The sequence below is a fragment of the Pseudoblastomonas marina genome (assembly GCF_034374265.1).
Lineage (GTDB): Bacteria > Pseudomonadota > Alphaproteobacteria > Sphingomonadales > Sphingomonadaceae > Alteriqipengyuania_A > Alteriqipengyuania_A marina.
In genome coordinates, this window is sequence record NZ_CP139718.1 from 347058 (window position 1) to 361284 (window position 14227).

Annotated in this window: 16 protein-coding genes and 1 tRNA gene; 6 read left to right on the top strand and 11 right to left on the bottom strand. The window is 64.7% G+C overall.

Going from position 1 to position 14227, the window contains the following annotated elements; all coding sequences use genetic code 11:
* Positions 1–9 precede the first annotated feature (9 nt).
* Positions 10–771, bottom strand: coding sequence for a 16S rRNA (uracil(1498)-N(3))-methyltransferase (locus T8S45_RS01615; RefSeq protein WP_322294441.1), 762 nt, complete (start codon positions 769–771; stop codon positions 10–12).
* A 40-nt stretch (positions 772–811) separates the two neighbouring features.
* Here T8S45_RS01615 and ubiA point away from each other — a divergent pair, with 40 nt between their 5' ends.
* Positions 812–1720 carry a 4-hydroxybenzoate octaprenyltransferase gene (gene ubiA / locus T8S45_RS01620; RefSeq protein WP_322294442.1) on the top strand — a complete coding sequence of 303 codons (909 nt, stop codon included), beginning with the start codon at positions 812–814 and terminating at the stop codon, positions 1718–1720.
* Here the strand turns inward: ubiA and T8S45_RS01625 are convergent.
* Positions 1717–2448 carry a queuosine precursor transporter gene (locus T8S45_RS01625; protein WP_322294443.1) on the bottom strand — a complete coding sequence of 244 codons (732 nt, stop codon included), beginning with the start codon at positions 2446–2448 and terminating at the stop codon, positions 1717–1719. The genes ubiA and T8S45_RS01625 overlap by 4 nt on opposite strands.
* A gap of 61 nt (positions 2449–2509) precedes the next feature.
* Here T8S45_RS01625 and T8S45_RS01630 point away from each other — a divergent pair.
* Positions 2510–2586: transfer RNA gene (locus tag T8S45_RS01630), tRNA-Arg, on the top strand.
* A 244-nt stretch (positions 2587–2830) separates the two neighbouring features.
* Here T8S45_RS01630 and T8S45_RS01635 read toward each other — a convergent pair.
* The 6 genes from T8S45_RS01635 to T8S45_RS01660 form a co-directional block, all read right to left on the bottom strand.
* Positions 2831–4498, bottom strand: a complete 1668-nt coding sequence (locus T8S45_RS01635; protein WP_322294444.1) for an ATP-binding cassette domain-containing protein — start codon at positions 4496–4498, stop codon at positions 2831–2833.
* A gap of 109 nt (positions 4499–4607) precedes the next feature.
* Positions 4608–5609, bottom strand: coding sequence for a JmjC domain-containing protein (locus tag T8S45_RS01640; protein WP_322294445.1), 1002 nt, complete (start codon positions 5607–5609; stop codon positions 4608–4610).
* Between the two features lie 31 nt (positions 5610–5640).
* The gene (locus T8S45_RS01645) at positions 5641–5781 is read right to left on the bottom strand and encodes a hypothetical protein (protein WP_322294446.1); all 141 of its coding nucleotides are present in this window, start codon (positions 5779–5781) and stop codon (positions 5641–5643) included.
* Positions 5782–5844: 63 nt separating this feature from the next.
* Positions 5845–7698 carry an asparagine synthase-related protein gene (locus T8S45_RS01650; RefSeq protein ID WP_322294447.1) on the bottom strand — a complete coding sequence of 618 codons (1854 nt, stop codon included), beginning with the start codon at positions 7696–7698 and terminating at the stop codon, positions 5845–5847.
* A 5-nt stretch (positions 7699–7703) separates the two neighbouring features.
* Complete coding sequence (locus T8S45_RS01655; protein WP_322294448.1) at positions 7704–7997, bottom strand: PqqD family peptide modification chaperone; 294 nt, start codon at positions 7995–7997, stop codon at positions 7704–7706.
* A gap of 24 nt (positions 7998–8021) precedes the next feature.
* Positions 8022–8630: a hypothetical protein gene (locus T8S45_RS01660; protein ID WP_322294449.1), complete on the bottom strand. Its 609-nt coding sequence runs from the start codon at positions 8628–8630 to the stop codon at positions 8022–8024.
* On the opposite strand from T8S45_RS01660, the gene T8S45_RS01665 reads away from it, so the two are divergent.
* The 3 genes from T8S45_RS01665 (at position 8604) to T8S45_RS01675 (ending at position 10744) form a co-directional block, all read left to right on the top strand.
* Positions 8604–8999, top strand: a complete 396-nt coding sequence (locus T8S45_RS01665; protein ID WP_322294450.1) for a hypothetical protein — start codon at positions 8604–8606, stop codon at positions 8997–8999. The two genes, T8S45_RS01660 and T8S45_RS01665, sit on opposite strands and share 27 nt — an antisense overlap.
* Positions 9000–9108: 109 nt before the next feature.
* Positions 9109–9549 carry a lasso peptide biosynthesis B2 protein gene (locus T8S45_RS01670; protein WP_322294451.1) on the top strand — a complete coding sequence of 147 codons (441 nt, stop codon included), beginning with the start codon at positions 9109–9111 and terminating at the stop codon, positions 9547–9549.
* Complete coding sequence (locus T8S45_RS01675; protein ID WP_322294452.1) at positions 9542–10744, top strand: nucleotidyltransferase domain-containing protein; 1203 nt, start codon at positions 9542–9544, stop codon at positions 10742–10744. Before T8S45_RS01670 ends, T8S45_RS01675 begins: the two co-directional genes overlap by 8 nt.
* Here T8S45_RS01675 and T8S45_RS01680 read toward each other — a convergent pair.
* The 3 genes from T8S45_RS01680 to T8S45_RS01690 all read right to left on the bottom strand — a co-directional run bounded on the left by T8S45_RS01680 (position 10739) and on the right by T8S45_RS01690 (position 13267).
* Positions 10739–11356 carry a 2OG-Fe(II) oxygenase gene (locus tag T8S45_RS01680; RefSeq protein ID WP_322294453.1) on the bottom strand — a complete coding sequence of 206 codons (618 nt, stop codon included), beginning with the start codon at positions 11354–11356 and terminating at the stop codon, positions 10739–10741. The two genes, T8S45_RS01675 and T8S45_RS01680, sit on opposite strands and share 6 nt — an antisense overlap.
* 1 nt (position 11357) lies before the next feature.
* Positions 11358–11954 carry a hypothetical protein gene (locus tag T8S45_RS01685; protein WP_322294454.1) on the bottom strand — a complete coding sequence of 199 codons (597 nt, stop codon included), beginning with the start codon at positions 11952–11954 and terminating at the stop codon, positions 11358–11360.
* A 341-nt stretch (positions 11955–12295) separates the two neighbouring features.
* Positions 12296–13267, bottom strand: a complete 972-nt coding sequence (locus T8S45_RS01690; RefSeq protein WP_322294455.1) for an HWE histidine kinase domain-containing protein — start codon at positions 13265–13267, stop codon at positions 12296–12298.
* Between the two features lie 527 nt (positions 13268–13794).
* On the opposite strand from T8S45_RS01690, the gene T8S45_RS01695 reads away from it, so the two are divergent.
* The gene (locus T8S45_RS01695; RefSeq protein WP_322294456.1) at positions 13795–14223 is read left to right on the top strand and encodes a hypothetical protein; all 429 of its coding nucleotides are present in this window, start codon (positions 13795–13797) and stop codon (positions 14221–14223) included.
* Positions 14224–14227: the final 4 nt, after the last annotated feature.

Sequence of the window (14227 nt, forward strand, 5' to 3'; positions counted from 1 at the left end):
TGGGAAGGGCTATTCGGCCTGCTCGCCCGGCCAGTCCCCCGCCACCCCCATCCACAGCGCGGTCGCGGCGATCGCGGCGGTTTCGCCGCGCAGGATGCGCGGACCTAGCGTGATCGCCGCGGCCTGCGGATGCGCGCGGATCGCGGTGCGCTCAGCGCCGTCGAAGCCGCCTTCGGGGCCGATCAGCAGGGCCGTAGGGCCGGTGTGCCGCGAAAACGCCTCGGCGGCGGGCGTGCCGCCGAGCTCGTCGGCAAAGAACAATGCGCGGTCCGCGGGCCAGTAGCGCAGCAGCGCGTCGAGCGATTGCGGCGCGGCGACCTCGGGCAGCGCGGTGCGCGCGCATTGCTCGGCCGCCTCGGTGACGATCTTGGTCGCGCGCTCGGCATTGAGCTTGTCCGCGACGCAGCGGCGGGTAACCATCGGCGCGATCCGATGCACGCCGAGTTCGGTCGCCTTTTCGAGCACGAGGTCGAAGCGGTCCTTCTTGAGCAGTGCCGGGCAGAGCCAGAAGTCGGGCACCGCCTCGCGCGGGCGTAGCTGCTCGACGGTTTCGAGGCAGATCGCGCGCTTGCCCGGTGCGGTGACCTTGGCCGCCCATTCGCCGGTGACGTCGTCGCACAGGATCACGATATCGTCGCGCCCGAGCCGCATCACGCGGTTGAGGTAATGCGCCTGGTTGCCCTCGAGCGCGACGCGCATCCCGGGTGCGAGCTCCTGCTCGACGAACAGGCGCGGGGCGGAGCGGGGAGGCCAGGCGGGGGTAGCGGGCATGGCCTAGGCAGGTGGCACGGCGCGCGGTAGGGGGCAAGCGATGAGCGACCAGATCGTCCCCGACAGCGAACATCGCGGCCTCGTCGGCCGGCTGCCGCAATTCCCGCGCGACCTTGCGCAGCTGGCGCGGTTCGACCGGCCGATCGGCTGGTGGCTGCTGTTCTGGCCCTGCACCTTCGGCCTGCTGCTCGCGGGCGGCGAGGGCGAGTGGCAGCTGCTGCTGTGGTTCCTGCTCGGCGCGATCGCGATGCGCGGCGCGGGCTGCGTCTACAACGACATCGTCGATGCCGATCTCGACCGGCAGGTCGCGCGCACCGCCGTGCGTCCGGTGGCGAGCGGGCGGGTGAGCAAGAGAGCGGCGTGGACGTGGCTGCTCGCGCTGTGCTGCGTCGGCCTCGTCGTGCTGCTGCAGCTTCGGTGGGAGGCGCAGCTGGTCGCGCTGGGCAGTCTCGCGCTGGTCGCGGCCTATCCCTTCATGAAGCGGATCACCTGGTGGCCGCAGGCGTGGCTCGGGCTCGTCTTCAGCTGGGGCGCGCTCGTCGGCTGGTTCGCGCTGCGGAGCGACCATCTCGACGTGCTGGCGGCGCTCTATGCCGGCTGCGCGCTGTGGGTGGTGGGCTACGACACGATCTACGCGTTGCAGGACCGCGAGGACGACGCGCTGGTCGGGATCCGCTCCTCCGCGCTCGCGCTGGGCAGGCGCGTGACCGGCGGCGTCGCGCTGTTCTACCTCGGCGCGCTCGCGTGCTGGGCGCTCGCCTTCTGGTGGCTGCGCGAGGATGTGCTCGGCCTGCTCGCGCTGGCTCCGATCGCGGGCCACCTCTTCTGGCAGGTCGCGACGCTCGACACCGCTGACGGCCAGAGCGCGCTCGACCGCTTCCGTTCGAACCGCTTCGCCGGGCTGCTGCTGGCGCTTGCGTGCTGGGTGGTGGGGAACGCGGGGGTCTAGCGCGCCTTCGCAAACGGCGAGAAATCGGTGCCCTCGTCGTACACATCGACCCCCTCGCGCCGCTTGAGCCAGCCGACCACGGCATAGGTCAGCGGCGTCAGCAGCGCTTCCCACGCGGTCTTGATCGCCCATTGCGAGAGCACGACCTGCCACAGCAATTCGGGCGGCCAGCCGGCGAGACCGTAGAAGGCGAGCGGGTAGAAGATCAGGCTGTCGAGCCCCTGGCCGACCACCGTCGAGCCGATCGTTCGGCTCCACAGGTGCTTGCCCGCGGTCCATACCTTCATCTTGGCGAGCACGAAGGAATTGGCGAACTCGCCCGCCCAGAACGCGACCATGCTCGCGCCCACGATCCGCCAGGTGTTGCCGAACACCTTCTCGTAGGCTTCCTGCCCGTCCCATCCGTCGGCGGGCGGCAGCGCGACCACCACCCACGCCATGAACGCCATGAAGGCGAGCGCGGCGAAGCCGGTCCAGATCACGCGCCGCGCGCGGGCATAGCCGTAGACCTCGGTGAGAATGTCGCCGATGATGTAGCTGACCGGGAAGAACAGCACGCCCGCGCCGAACGACCATTGCGTGCCGCCGGGCAGGGTGACGTAGCTCGGCTTGGCCGCGCCGATCAGGTTCGACAGCAGCAGGATCGCGACGAACGCCGCCATCACATAGGGGAAATAGCGAAATCCGCGCGCGCTGCTGGCGTCGATCCGTCGGGGTGTCGTGTCCATAGCTGCGTTAGCTATCGCGGTTTGTGCCCGCGCGAAAGCGCGCTATTGGCGAGGGCGGCGCGCGCCCGTAGCTCATCTGGATAGAGCGCGAGACTTCTAATCTTGAGGCAGCAGGTTCGAGTCCTGCCGGGCGCGCCAGCTTTTCGGGGGCCTCCGCAGGAGGGCGGGGAAAGCTGGAGGGGCCATAAAGGCGCGAGCCCGTTCGGAACCGGAGCAGCGAAGCGGCGGAGTAGTCCTACCGGGCGCCCCGACCTGCCATCGAAGCACGCACCGGCGCATCGAGTGCGTCGGGCATGCTTGCCGCCTGAACGTTGCTGGCGATCGGCCCCTGCACGGTCAGGCTTTCCCATCACGACGCGGGATTGCGGACAGTATCTGTGAATTAAGGTTTCGACGCTCGATCGCCGAGGTCAATCACGCGGTCGAAGATCGCGGGATCGGGTTTACGGTGAGTGACGGCAACGATCGTCATCTCGTTCGCCAGTCGGCGCAGGCTGGCGAAAATCCGCGCTTCGGTCTTCAGGTCGACTGCGCTGAGCGCCTCGTCCATGATCAGCAATCCCGGTTGGCGCAAGATCATCGCTGCAAGGAAAAGACGCTGCCGTTCACCACCGGACAGGGTCAGGCCCATGTCCCCGACACGGGTATCCAGCCCCTGCGGCAGGTTCTCCACCAACTCCCGTGCCGCCACGATGTCGAGCACGTCGCCGATCAGCTCCTCATCCGCCTCGGTGCCGTTCCACAACAGGTTCTCTCGAACGGTTGCATCGAACAGGACGGGCTCCTGCGTCGCATAGGAAAGCACCGAAGGTATCTCCGCTGCGCCAATGGTTTCGCCGTCTCGCCGGACGAGCCGGATAATACCCGTCGTCGGCTGCAGGATACCGGCTACGAGATCGAGCACCGTCGTCTTGCCGATGCCCGTGGGTCCGACCAGGCCGTTGACGCTACCCGGCTCGGTCTCGAACGACAGGCGCTGGATGATCGGCTCCGCCGCCCTGTGATAGCGAAACGAGACCTCGTCGAAGGCAACGCCGATGGGCCCCGTGACCGACGCCGCGCATGCTTGGGGCCTTGCCGGGATTCGTGCTTCCGAACCGGCCGTCGCCAGCGCGGCTTCGAACGCGATAACGTTTTCGAAGGCGGGCAGGGTGTTGGCGATGCCCTGCGCATTGCCTGCCAGCGCGAGCGCCAGCGGACTGATCCGGACGATAATGGCGAGGAAGACGATCAGTGCGGCGGGCGGCGTGTCGAAAACCAGCAGGCCCAGCGCCAGCAGGACGAGCAGCAGCGCCGCCGAGCCCACCTGCAACGCGAACTGGGCGTTCGCCTGCCCGCGCAGGAAAGCGACCGTGTTGTCGGCGATCGCATCGGCGACCCTGTCCATCTGCAGCGCGAAATCGCGATGCGGGTGCACCTTGGCGGATTTCAGGCCCGCGAGATATTGGTGCAGGTGCCGGTGCAGCTCCCGCGCATTCCTCACCTGCACTTCGCCGCGCGAATGCGCGCTGCCCAGCATCCCTCCGAAAAATGCCATCGCTGCGACCGCCGATACGGCGAAAAACACGGCCCCCAACGCCGGGGCGAGCAACAGCGCGACGCAGCACTGCGAAAGCGCCATGACGATCCCGGTCGTTGCCCGGATCGTGCTTTCGGCCCCCGCCGCGATCCGGCCGACATCGTCAGTCAGGACATGGTGGATATTGTGGCGCCGTTGGTCGAGGGCACTTTGCCAGTCCGCCCGGTCAAGGGCCGCAAATAGCCGGATGCGCCAGTGGCGCACGAAGCCCTGGGAAAGCCGCGCCAGCCGAAGGGTGCGCCATCGAACCACCACGCTCCGCGCGAAGACGAGGCCGGCGAAGAGGGCGACGATGCCGACCTCGATCGGAATTGCATTCGCCAAACCCATGGACTCGAGGAGCGCGACGAGGCGCTCTCCCATGCCGCTGCCCGACAGCCCCAGGAAGATTTCGAGCAAGGGGACGAGGGCTAGCGCGAGCACCGCGTCGAGCGCCGCCGATGCCAGGATCAGTGCCAGCGCAGCGAACACGCCTTTGCGATCGTAGGCGATGAAACATCGCAGGTAGTATGAAAAAGATGCCAACATCGAAGGTCTTGATCGAGGTGCCCTGCCGGTGATCGCTATCGCAAGTCGCCTGTCAAAGCAGATCGTCGATCGACTTTGCGAACACCTGCCCATCGGAATTGAGCGCATATTCGTAAGCCCGCATGCGCATCGCCTCCTTGCCGAGGGTCGTCAGCGATTCCTCGCTCGCCATTCCGGCGAGTAGCGCAGCGACCTCTTGGCCCGCCCCGTGCTGCCCGAAGGGCCCCGTGGCCGAGAGGACCGAGCCCCGGAGGGCGGGGTCGGTATCGCACAGGTCCTGAAGCTTGCGGGTGAGGACATCGTGCCATGTCAGCGGGGAAAGCCCGATGACGAGATGAAGCGAATCCACGTCGGAGGCCATTGCGTTGTGCAGCACGCCGCGAGGGATGAACAATGCATCTCCCACCCGCGTCGTCACGTCCGTCGCATTGGAGAAATGCCATTCGTCGGGTCGCGCGTCGGTCTGGCTGGGCAAAGCGTTGAGCACCCTCGGCCGGTCGTCGACCGTCCAGCTCTTCTCGCCGTGAAGCTGGACGGCGAGAACGTCGCAAGTGTCGATATGGTTGGGGGTCGAGCGCGCGCCCGCGGGGCTGTACATTGCGGACAGCGTGGTCGTGAAATACCCGGACCGCGAAATGGCCGCCGCCAGCTCGCGCATCTCCTGCACCATCAATTCGAGGCGCTTGACGTAGATGCTGGTCCGGTTCGCCTTCAGGTGGAGGATGCTGTCCAGTGTAAGCGATCCGTTGGGCCTGATCGTCTTCGACCACAGGTCAGTGGACGGACCGGCGCGGTCGTCCGCATAGAACTTGATCTCTTCGTCATGGTGCCAGCGACGATCCCGCAGCAACGCAAAGAAACCCGGCAGATCGAAGCTCAGCGCCGCCGGCGATGCATCGGAAACCAGGCCCGGCTGTTGCGAGAGATGTTTGCGGATTATTCTCTCGGCCGTCGACCGGGAGAACAGTCGCCCGAACACGGCTGGGTCTATTGCGGCCGGGAAAGGAGTGTCGGTTTCGCCCGTCGAGGGAGCGCGTGCTCCAAGATCGCTCATATGCGCCCCCGAACCGATGATGTCGGGGCGATCAAGACATCTGCAGGATCATCGGAAATTCGCTAGGGTCGGGAAACGGGCCGGTCGCCGTCCGCGATATGTCGAGCTGGTGCAGTTCGGGACGAATGAAGGCTTTCTTCGCGTTCTTCGTCGTATTCGCTTGATCGACCATTTCCCAATCATCCTATTGAGGGTTCTACTGTTCTTGGCTGTGTTCCTACGAGATTGGCCACACCTAAGTCGAGAGCCAAGCACAAATCTGGCGTATTTGCCACAGAAAGTATTCAGTCCGCATGATCCGGTGTGATGTGGATCCTTCCGACTCGACATATTCGGCCTGCAGGTTTTCGAATGCGTCCGCATCGAGGATTTCCTGCAAGATCGTCGGCAATTCCTCGAATGCCAGTCGCGGCTGCCTTTGCGTGGCAACGCGCCCCCCGAATGGCGGTCCCATGTCCTTCGAAGCCTGCCAGACGATGTCGTCGGGTATTCGGCCTGCCATTGCCCTGCGATGGAGGTACCGACCCATCGATTTCGATCGCTTCTCGATCGAAGGTACGCCGAGGAAGAACTGGATCAGGCGGCGGTCCAGCAGGGGGAAACGGTATTCGATCCCATAGGACGAAGCGAACAGGGCGGAGGATTCGAGCCGACCGGCACGAACATGGCGAAAACCGGGGTCGAGCGCCGCCACGGTGTTCAGCGTCAGGGGGCCGCGATCCGGCATCATCCACCGCTCGATCCTCCGGCGCAGTCCGGTGTCTTCACAGAATTCCCGCGACAGGCAGGCGACATCGAGCTTGGTTGCGATCATTCTTTCGGCCGCCCGATCGGGATGCGGCAGGCCGCGCCAGCGCCATTTGGCCAGCCGCGCAAGGCGCAGCGGCATGGCGCCTTCAAGCTCGCCGATCAGCGCGCGGTAGTCGCCCCGGGCCAGCAATTCGTGGACCAGGTGCTTGGCATAACCGGTCGCGATCTCGTCGCCCCCGAAGCCCGACATCATCGTGCGAATGCCCAACCCCTGCGCCTGCGCGAAAAAATCGGCGTTGAGCAGGGGCTGTCCGTGCTCGGGCGGATGTCCGATGACCTTGTGCGCCCGCGTTACCGCATCGTCGATCCGCAGCATCTCGGGCCGCACGATCTTGTGGGTATGGGCGACACGGCACATCGCCGAAAGCTGTTCGAGCAGTTCGTGCTCGCGCTGGTGCGCGACGAGCGCGAAGGTATGGAAATCGGCCCGGTCGTGGGGCAGGCTGTGAACGAGGCGGCCGACGATCGAGGCGGAGTCGAGCCCGGCGGAGCTTTCCGATCCGACCAGGAAGGCGCTGCGCGTCCGCACGTCCAGCGCGCGATCGAATTCGTCGCGGTAGCGATCGACCCAGCGCGGGTCGCGCCGGCCGGCGTGAGGCGCTGCCAGGTCGAAATCGAAATACCGTCGGGGAACGACCTGGCCTCCGTCGGTGATCAGCAGGTCGTGCCCCGGCGCGAGCTTCGCGATGCCCTCATATGCCGTCTCGTCCTCGGCAAAGCCGAACCCGGTTGCGAACAGTGCCACCCACATGCGGTCCGGGCTAAGCTCCCTGTGCGCAACGGCCCTGATTGCCGCTACCGAGCTGGCGGCGATGATGCGATCGCCGGCATCCATGTAGTAGAATGGCTTGGCCCCGACCCCATCGCGCGCGCAATAGGTGCGCCCATTGGCCGGATCGTGGATGACGAAGCTGAAATCGCCTTCGAGGTGGCGCGCGCAATCCCCCGGCCACCGCGCATCGGCGGCGAGGATGATCTGCGGATCGGTTAGCGTTTCCCGATCCTGCAGCCCGAGTGTCGCGCAGAGCTCCGCGCGATTGTCGAGCCTCGCCCAGCTGGCGATGATGCGCCCGCTTTCGCGGCAAACCTCCGGGCAGTGTTCGTGAAGCGACTGCGGCGTGTTGTGGTGCAGTGCATGCACGATGAGGGCGCGATCGTCATGCCAGGTGCCCGCATTGTCGGGCGGTTTGAAGGGCGCCAGCGTCGCAACCAGACGGGCACCTTCGGCCCGCGCATCCGGATGCGGACCCGGCTCGCGCGCGAATATCGCCGCGAACATCTACCTCAGTCGGCCGGCTTCACGAGGCCCTGGGTAACCAGGCTGCGGACGAAGCCGGTGACATGCTGTTCGAATTCGTCCTGCGCCCCGGTCTCGAATTCCTCGGCCAGCGAGGCGATCAGGTCGCGCAGCAGGATCGGTTCGGCCAGGCGCTCCCAGATTTCCGGCCCACTCCCATTGATCGCGAAGTAGGATCCCTTCTTCACGTCCATCATCACGATCTCGCCGTCCATGCCGGTCGCCACGACATCGTTTGCGCGCACATACCGGGTATCCGGCGAAAGCGTTCCGTCCGTCATGTTCCCCTCCTGCCGGGCGGGCAATCAGCCTGCACCTTCCTGCGTCTTCATAGCGACCGGTTCGTACAAGTCGATAATCGTATCGACCACCTGATCGATCGTGAAGCCGCTCCGCGGGCGGGCGATGCGATACATCGGCGTCGAGGAGGCGATGCGCGCGAGCCGCTCTAGGTAATATGCCTCGATATCGAGGGCTGCGACCAATTCGTGGCGGTAGACATTGTTGCGCAGCGCCACGAACTTCTCGCCGCCGGAAATCGTCCGCGTTTCGACGGTCGTTCCCTCGCCGAAATCGAGCAGGACGAACATTGCAGGACGCCGCGCGCCCGAAACCTTCCCTGCCAGGGGCACGTTCCATTTGTCGTGGGCTCCGGCAAAACGCTCCAGCCCGCTTGCGTCCAGCGCCAATCGTCGGACCGTATCGTCCCACAGCTTCAGGCGCGGCACACCGCGCCTGATATTGTTGCCGGAATCTATCGCGCACACATCGTCGCCCAGGACTTCGTAACCCCGTTGCATCAATGCGCCCGCAGTGGTCGATTTCCCCGCTCCGGACCTTCCCAGGCAAATGATCGCCCCGTTGCCCGGCATGGCGATGGCGTTCGCATGCAATACCAGATTGCCGCGCTGCATCAGTATCGCACCGATTCCCGAACCGAGCAGGAACAGCCGAACCTCGTCCTGGGGCACGCCCGCGTGCGGACGGTATACGATCGAGCGCCCGTCCTCGATCCGCATTGCCAGCTTGCCGGGGATGTCGAACCAGAGGCACCGCTGCTTGGCCCTGAGATACGGGGTGATGGCAAAAGGATCGGTTTCGTCCCACGTCTCGACGCGGCCTTCGCGCATCACCACATCGGCCTTCGTTCCGGGAGTCAACGGTGCGAGATCGGGCAAGGGAATATCGCTGGCAATGGCAAGCCCGAACGTTTCGCCCGCATCGGCTACTGGCTGGCTAGGCAAGATGGACTGAAGTCTTCATTGCTCGATATTGCAGCCTAGGCATGGGACGCCCCCGAAAGAAAGCCCTTTGATCGGGTGCTCACCGCAATATACAACCGGACCGATGCACGGACGAGCCACACCTCCGGCCTTGCGGTTGCTTCGCAAGATGAAGACCGCGTCCCGGATGCCTGTCGCCATGCTGTCCCTGACGCTCGCGATCTGGCTACTGCTGTGGCCGGCGCGGGTCGCGGCGATGGTCGTTCCCTCACGGTGGCTGGCGCAGGTCTTGGGCCGCGACCGTGGTATCGAGGGCAGCATTCCGCAGTTGGATGCGCGCCGAAGAGGACAGGCCGCGCGCCTTGCCGACGCCGTCGAGCTGGCAACGCGCCATACCCCGTTCCGCCATCCTTGCCTTGCCCAGGCACTGGTCTGCCATTTCATCCTGTGGCTCATCCGCACGCGCCACACGGTCTTTTTCGGTGTGCGCCGCGCCGACAGCGGCGAGAAGATGGAGGCCCATGCGTGGGTCATGGCGGGCGATATCGCGGTCTGCGGTGGTCGCGACCGTGGCGAATATACCGTTGTGCGTTGCTATGTGAATGCATGACGGCGCGCGCGCAGCCGCGATGGTGACCGCGCAAATTCGTCCACCGTCGGCGGAATTCGCGCTTATGGTGGCTTGCACCGACTGGCCCGCATCGCCCGAACGCGCGCGTCGGATCGCGGGTGCCTACCTCGCCATCGACGGCAGGTGGCACGAATTCGCCGAATTGCTCGAACGGCACCGGGTCCTTGCGCTGGCTGTCAGGTCGATTCGGCAAGCCGGACTGGCAGTACCTCGTGAGCTCACGGCGCGGGCCGAGGCGGAGCAGACGCGCGCACTTTCCCTCGCCGCGCTCAGCCTCGACTGCATCAGGGTGCTGGAAGAAGCCGGGGTCCCGGTCGTACCGCTAAAAGGACCATGGTTGAGCGATCTGCTCTACGAGGACCCGGCCATCCGGCACAGCGTGGACATCGACATCCTCGTCGATTGGGACAATTTCGCCGCCGCGATCGCGCTGTTCGAACGACGCGGCTTTCGGGTGCACGGATCGAGGCCGCCCTTCGGCGACTGGCGGATCGATCCCTGGCGCAGGCTGGCCAAGGATATCACCCTGATTGACCCGAGCGGGCGTTTCGCCATCGAACTGCACCATCGATTGAAGACGCCCGAAACGCTCCTTTCGGGACTTGGCATGGCTCAGGCCGGGGAGGCCCTGACGATGGGCGGGGTTCGGGTCCCTGCGTTTTCTCGCGAAGACCTGTTTGCCTATCTGTGTGCCCATGCGGCGACTTCGCTTTGGGATCGGTTGAAGTGGCTGGTCGATATCCATGTCCTCACCCAGGATCTGGCCGATGACGACATCGTGCAGTGGCAGGCACGGTCAGAGCGCCTGGGCACGGGCCGGTGCTCGCTGCTGGCCTTGCTGTTGCTTGCGGAGGTCTGGGGCCGGTCGCTTCCGCCGCAGCTTGCCGAACGGGCGGGCGCCGATCAGGCCCTGCGCGGGCTGCTGAAGGCGTCGCGCGTGCGGCTGCTCGCGAAGCCCAAGCGGCGCAGCGGCATCGCCAACAGCTTTGCGCGGAGGCACATCCTCCGCTTGCGCGACGGGCGGAGCTACCGCCGGGCCGTATGGTTCGAATTGGTCAACGACCGCGAGTTGCTGGAGCGATACGCGCTGGTTCGGCGCCTTCGCTGGCTCTACGTTCCGCTGCGCGTCGCACTCTTCCTGAAGCGCAAGGTCTTCGGCGAGCGGGCGCTATGAAGCGCGGTTGATCCAGCAATTGATCGAGAAACGGCCATCCTCGAACGCGCCCGACGGCACCGATACCGGCAGAACTTCGTGCGGCACGATCGAAGAGAAGAATATGATCGCGTTGTCCTCCGGCTCGATGGTGACGGACGATGTCCTGTCCAGCGACCAGATTCGCAATTCGCCGCCCATAAAGCCCTTGGGCTGCCGCGAGAAATAGTAGACGGCGCTGATCACGCGGTGGACGCTGGCCTTGCCTTGGATGGTATCGATATGGGTTTTGAAGAAGGCACCGTCGCCGCTGTGGACCGCCTCGATTTCGATCGCGGGTTTGGCGGGATAAGCGGTGTGCGTGGCTTTTGCGATCTCGTCCCGACGCTCGAAGATCGCGCGCGTGAATTGCTCCGCAAGTCCGGTGCTCAGCTTCCGAGAACTGGCAACGCGCGACTTGGGGTTGAGCACGCAGTCGACCAGCTTGCCGCCATCGTATCTCGAAACCCTGCTGGGGCCGTAGGCGGCTTCGTTCTCGATGCTTTCGGCCAGGATGCGCGCATGCGTGTCGCGGTCGAGGAAATCGCGCACGATATGGGTCTTCGGCAGACGGCCAATGGAAAGCGAGGCCATGCTAGTCGAGCGTTAGGCGGGTCACGGGCTCTTCGCCATGGCCGTCCAGTGCGTGTTCGGCATAGTCACCGTCGCGGATGACGTAATGGAACAGCAACTGGACCTGTGACGCGCTGGTAAAGGGCAAGCGCCAATGCGAGACGCGGTGGCCTTGGTACAGCAGCGCGGAACCCGGCCGGAGTTCGATCGAGCGATGTCGGCCGTGCAGGTCCTCGATCTCGATGGGCCAGGACTGATCCATCGGCAGACACTGGATCGACACGGTTGCGCTGATTTCGCAAGCGGGTCGGTCCTTGTGCTTCTTCAACACGCCGCCGGATCGATAGAGGCGCCAATAAGCGAAGGTTTCCACGAGACTCTTCCCGAGCACCTCTTCGAATATCGGGCGACACCGGCGAAGGAGCATCTCGCCCGCCAGCGGCCCGTATTCGTCCGCGGCGCTTTCGACGCACCCCCCGGCACGCTCGACCATGCTGCCGCGGTTTGCGGAATAATCGACACTCGCGGCCACCAGCGCGATATCGGCATCGGTGAGCAGATCGTCGACGATCGCGTATCCATCTGCCCAAAAGCCATTCGTGGTGATTCCGCGGGTCAATCTTCGTCTCGTACAGTTTGGCCGGGTTGGGCGCCGAGTGTAATCACGCCTGGCGATTGCGCACTCTAGTGCAATCATTTGCATCGCCAAAGACAAATGCTCGGGAAGGTTTCGGACCCATCGTCCTCGGCAGAATTCGGCTTGTCGGTAACCGTCGGAAATAGAGGCGGTCGTTGACTTGGATATCCACATGAACGGACGACAGGTTCCAGCTCACGGCGATATCCGCGCGAATTGCTGGTGCTGGGGCGCGAAGCAGACCTTGGTCGCTCAGCCTGACGGAAATTTCCCAGCGATCTGAGTGCCCATCCTTGCCCTGCCGGGCGCGCCAGCTTTTCGGGTCAGGTCACGTCGAGCTCGATACGGCACTCGACCCCGTCGGGCGGGAATTCGAGGCTGGTCGAGGCCTGCGAGGCGAACACGCGCGAGATCAGCACCGTCCCGAAGCCTTCCCCCTTGTTGCCGTCGAGCGGCGGACCGCCGTGCTCCTTCCACCGGATCGAGACCGAGTTCTCCGCCCCCTCGATCGTCACCTCGACATGGCCCTCGTCGTTCGACAGCGCGCCGTATTTGAGCGCGTTGGTGAGCAGCTCGTGGAACACCAGCGCGAGGCCCTGGCCGGCCGAATCGCGCAGCACCGGCTCGTTCGAAGCCGCGATCTTCACACGGTCGCCGAGACCCGGGAAGGCGGACAGCTCGGCCTCGAGGATGGTGCTGGGCCGGATCGCGGCGTCGGACTCGGCGACCAGCAGCTGGTGGCTTCGCGCGAGCGTCCTGACCCGCCCCTCGAGCGCTTCGGCGAAAGACGGGATGTCGGCGGCCTTCTTGGCCGAAAAGCGCACCATCGACTTGATCGTGGCGAGCATGTTGCGCACGCGGTGGTTGAGTTCCTCGGTGATCAGCTGGAGTCGGGCTTCGTTCTGCTTGGTATCGGTGATGTCGATCACGTTGCCGATCAGTTTCACCGTCTTCCCGGCATCGTCCTGCAGCGGCCGGCCCGAAGCCCGGATCCAGCGCATCTCGCCGGTCGCGGCCGTGATCCGGCATTCGAACGACCATTCGCGGTTGTCGGCGATCGCCGCCTGCTGCAGCCGGTCGACCCGTGCCCGGTCCTCCTCGACGACGTGATCGAGGAACATGTCGTAGGTCCATTCCGACAACGTTTCGGAATAGCCGAAAATGCGGTCGTGGACATGGTTGCGGACGGCGCGGCCCGAGCCGAGATCGAGCTCCCACACACCGATGTCGCTCGCGTCTATCACGAGGCGGAGATGGTCGGCACTTCGTTCTTCGAACGGTCGCAGGTCTGGCATGGCTCGGTTGTTAATTCAGACCGATCTGCCTGTCACCATGTCACACGCCGATTATCGTTTCACGCCCGCACCCTAGCGCCAGCCGCCCCACCCGGGCGACCCGCCGAAGCGGGGCGCTCGAGCACACCGCCGGCGAAGGCCTGATAGCGCGCGGACCATGTCGAAGAACAGGCCTGCTAACCATACGCCTTCACGAATTCTTTCGCACGCCCGTCAGGCGACGGATAACAATTTCAAGGCATTGGAGGCATTCGCCGGAGGTCGAAGCCGCAATTGTCCAACAGTGTCGAACATAAAAGGTGCAAGGACTTCGCGGTCCCCGCGACGCTTCCGACCCGCCGCGCGACTTGCGAGCCGATTTTCAGGCCGGAGAGCGAGCAGGGCGTGCTTTGGGATCGCCATCGGACCTGACCTGCGCTTCCCACCCGGTTCGCGACCGATTTTGCCACGCGGTGCTGTGCCAGGAGCCGACTGTCGGCTAACGACCCGATTGCGGACATTCGATTGAAGGCTAGAACAGTCGCATCATGAGAACCGTCACAGGATCGCTTATCGTTTCGCTACTTCTCGCCGGCTGTTCGCCCGAGCCAACTTACGAAGTGACGCTCGAAACAACGGATGGACCCGACCCGGCGCTGGTTACTCAGATCGAAGAGCAATTGTCTCGCGACCCTTGCCTGAGCGACATTGCTACGATGCGCCGAGAATATCGTTATGGTATGCGCGATGGAGAAGAGGACAGAGGCCTGATCGACATCAAAGTCCAAGAAGCTGATTTTGATGGTTTACCGGCGGGCATATTCATCAAAGGCCAGTCGAACTTCGGGATGTTCGATGACAGGTCTTACTTCGTAGCCTTCGCAACCTACCACTTGGGCAGGGGCGAGCTAGACATTTGGGCTTGCGGCGACAACGCAAATAGCGCCCAATCTATGCGCCACAAGCCTCGATTTTGAAGCG

Coding starts and splice junctions, on each gene's coding strand:
- T8S45_RS01615 (WP_322294441.1), bottom strand. CDS start 771: ATGCCCGCTACCCCCGCCTGGCCTCCCCGCTCCGCCCCGCGCCTGTTC.
- ubiA (WP_322294442.1), top strand. CDS start 812: ATGAGCGACCAGATCGTCCCCGACAGCGAACATCGCGGCCTCGTCGGC.
- T8S45_RS01625 (WP_322294443.1), bottom strand. CDS start 2,448: ATGGACACGACACCCCGACGGATCGACGCCAGCAGCGCGCGCGGATTT.
- T8S45_RS01640 (WP_322294445.1), bottom strand. CDS start 5,609: ATGAGCGATCTTGGAGCACGCGCTCCCTCGACGGGCGAAACCGACACT.
- T8S45_RS01645 (WP_322294446.1), bottom strand. CDS start 5,781: ATGGTCGATCAAGCGAATACGACGAAGAACGCGAAGAAAGCCTTCATT.
- T8S45_RS01650 (WP_322294447.1), bottom strand. CDS start 7,698: ATGTTCGCGGCGATATTCGCGCGCGAGCCGGGTCCGCATCCGGATGCG.
- T8S45_RS01655 (WP_322294448.1), bottom strand. CDS start 7,997: ATGACGGACGGAACGCTTTCGCCGGATACCCGGTATGTGCGCGCAAAC.
- T8S45_RS01665 (WP_322294450.1), top strand. CDS start 8,604: ATGCAATACCAGATTGCCGCGCTGCATCAGTATCGCACCGATTCCCGA.
- T8S45_RS01660 (WP_322294449.1), bottom strand. CDS start 8,630: ATGCAGCGCGGCAATCTGGTATTGCATGCGAACGCCATCGCCATGCCG.
- T8S45_RS01670 (WP_322294451.1), top strand. CDS start 9,109: ATGAAGACCGCGTCCCGGATGCCTGTCGCCATGCTGTCCCTGACGCTC.
- T8S45_RS01675 (WP_322294452.1), top strand. CDS start 9,542: ATGCATGACGGCGCGCGCGCAGCCGCGATGGTGACCGCGCAAATTCGT.
- T8S45_RS01680 (WP_322294453.1), bottom strand. CDS start 11,356: ATGGCCTCGCTTTCCATTGGCCGTCTGCCGAAGACCCATATCGTGCGC.
- T8S45_RS01690 (WP_322294455.1), bottom strand. CDS start 13,267: ATGCCAGACCTGCGACCGTTCGAAGAACGAAGTGCCGACCATCTCCGC.
- T8S45_RS01695 (WP_322294456.1), top strand. CDS start 13,795: ATGAGAACCGTCACAGGATCGCTTATCGTTTCGCTACTTCTCGCCGGC.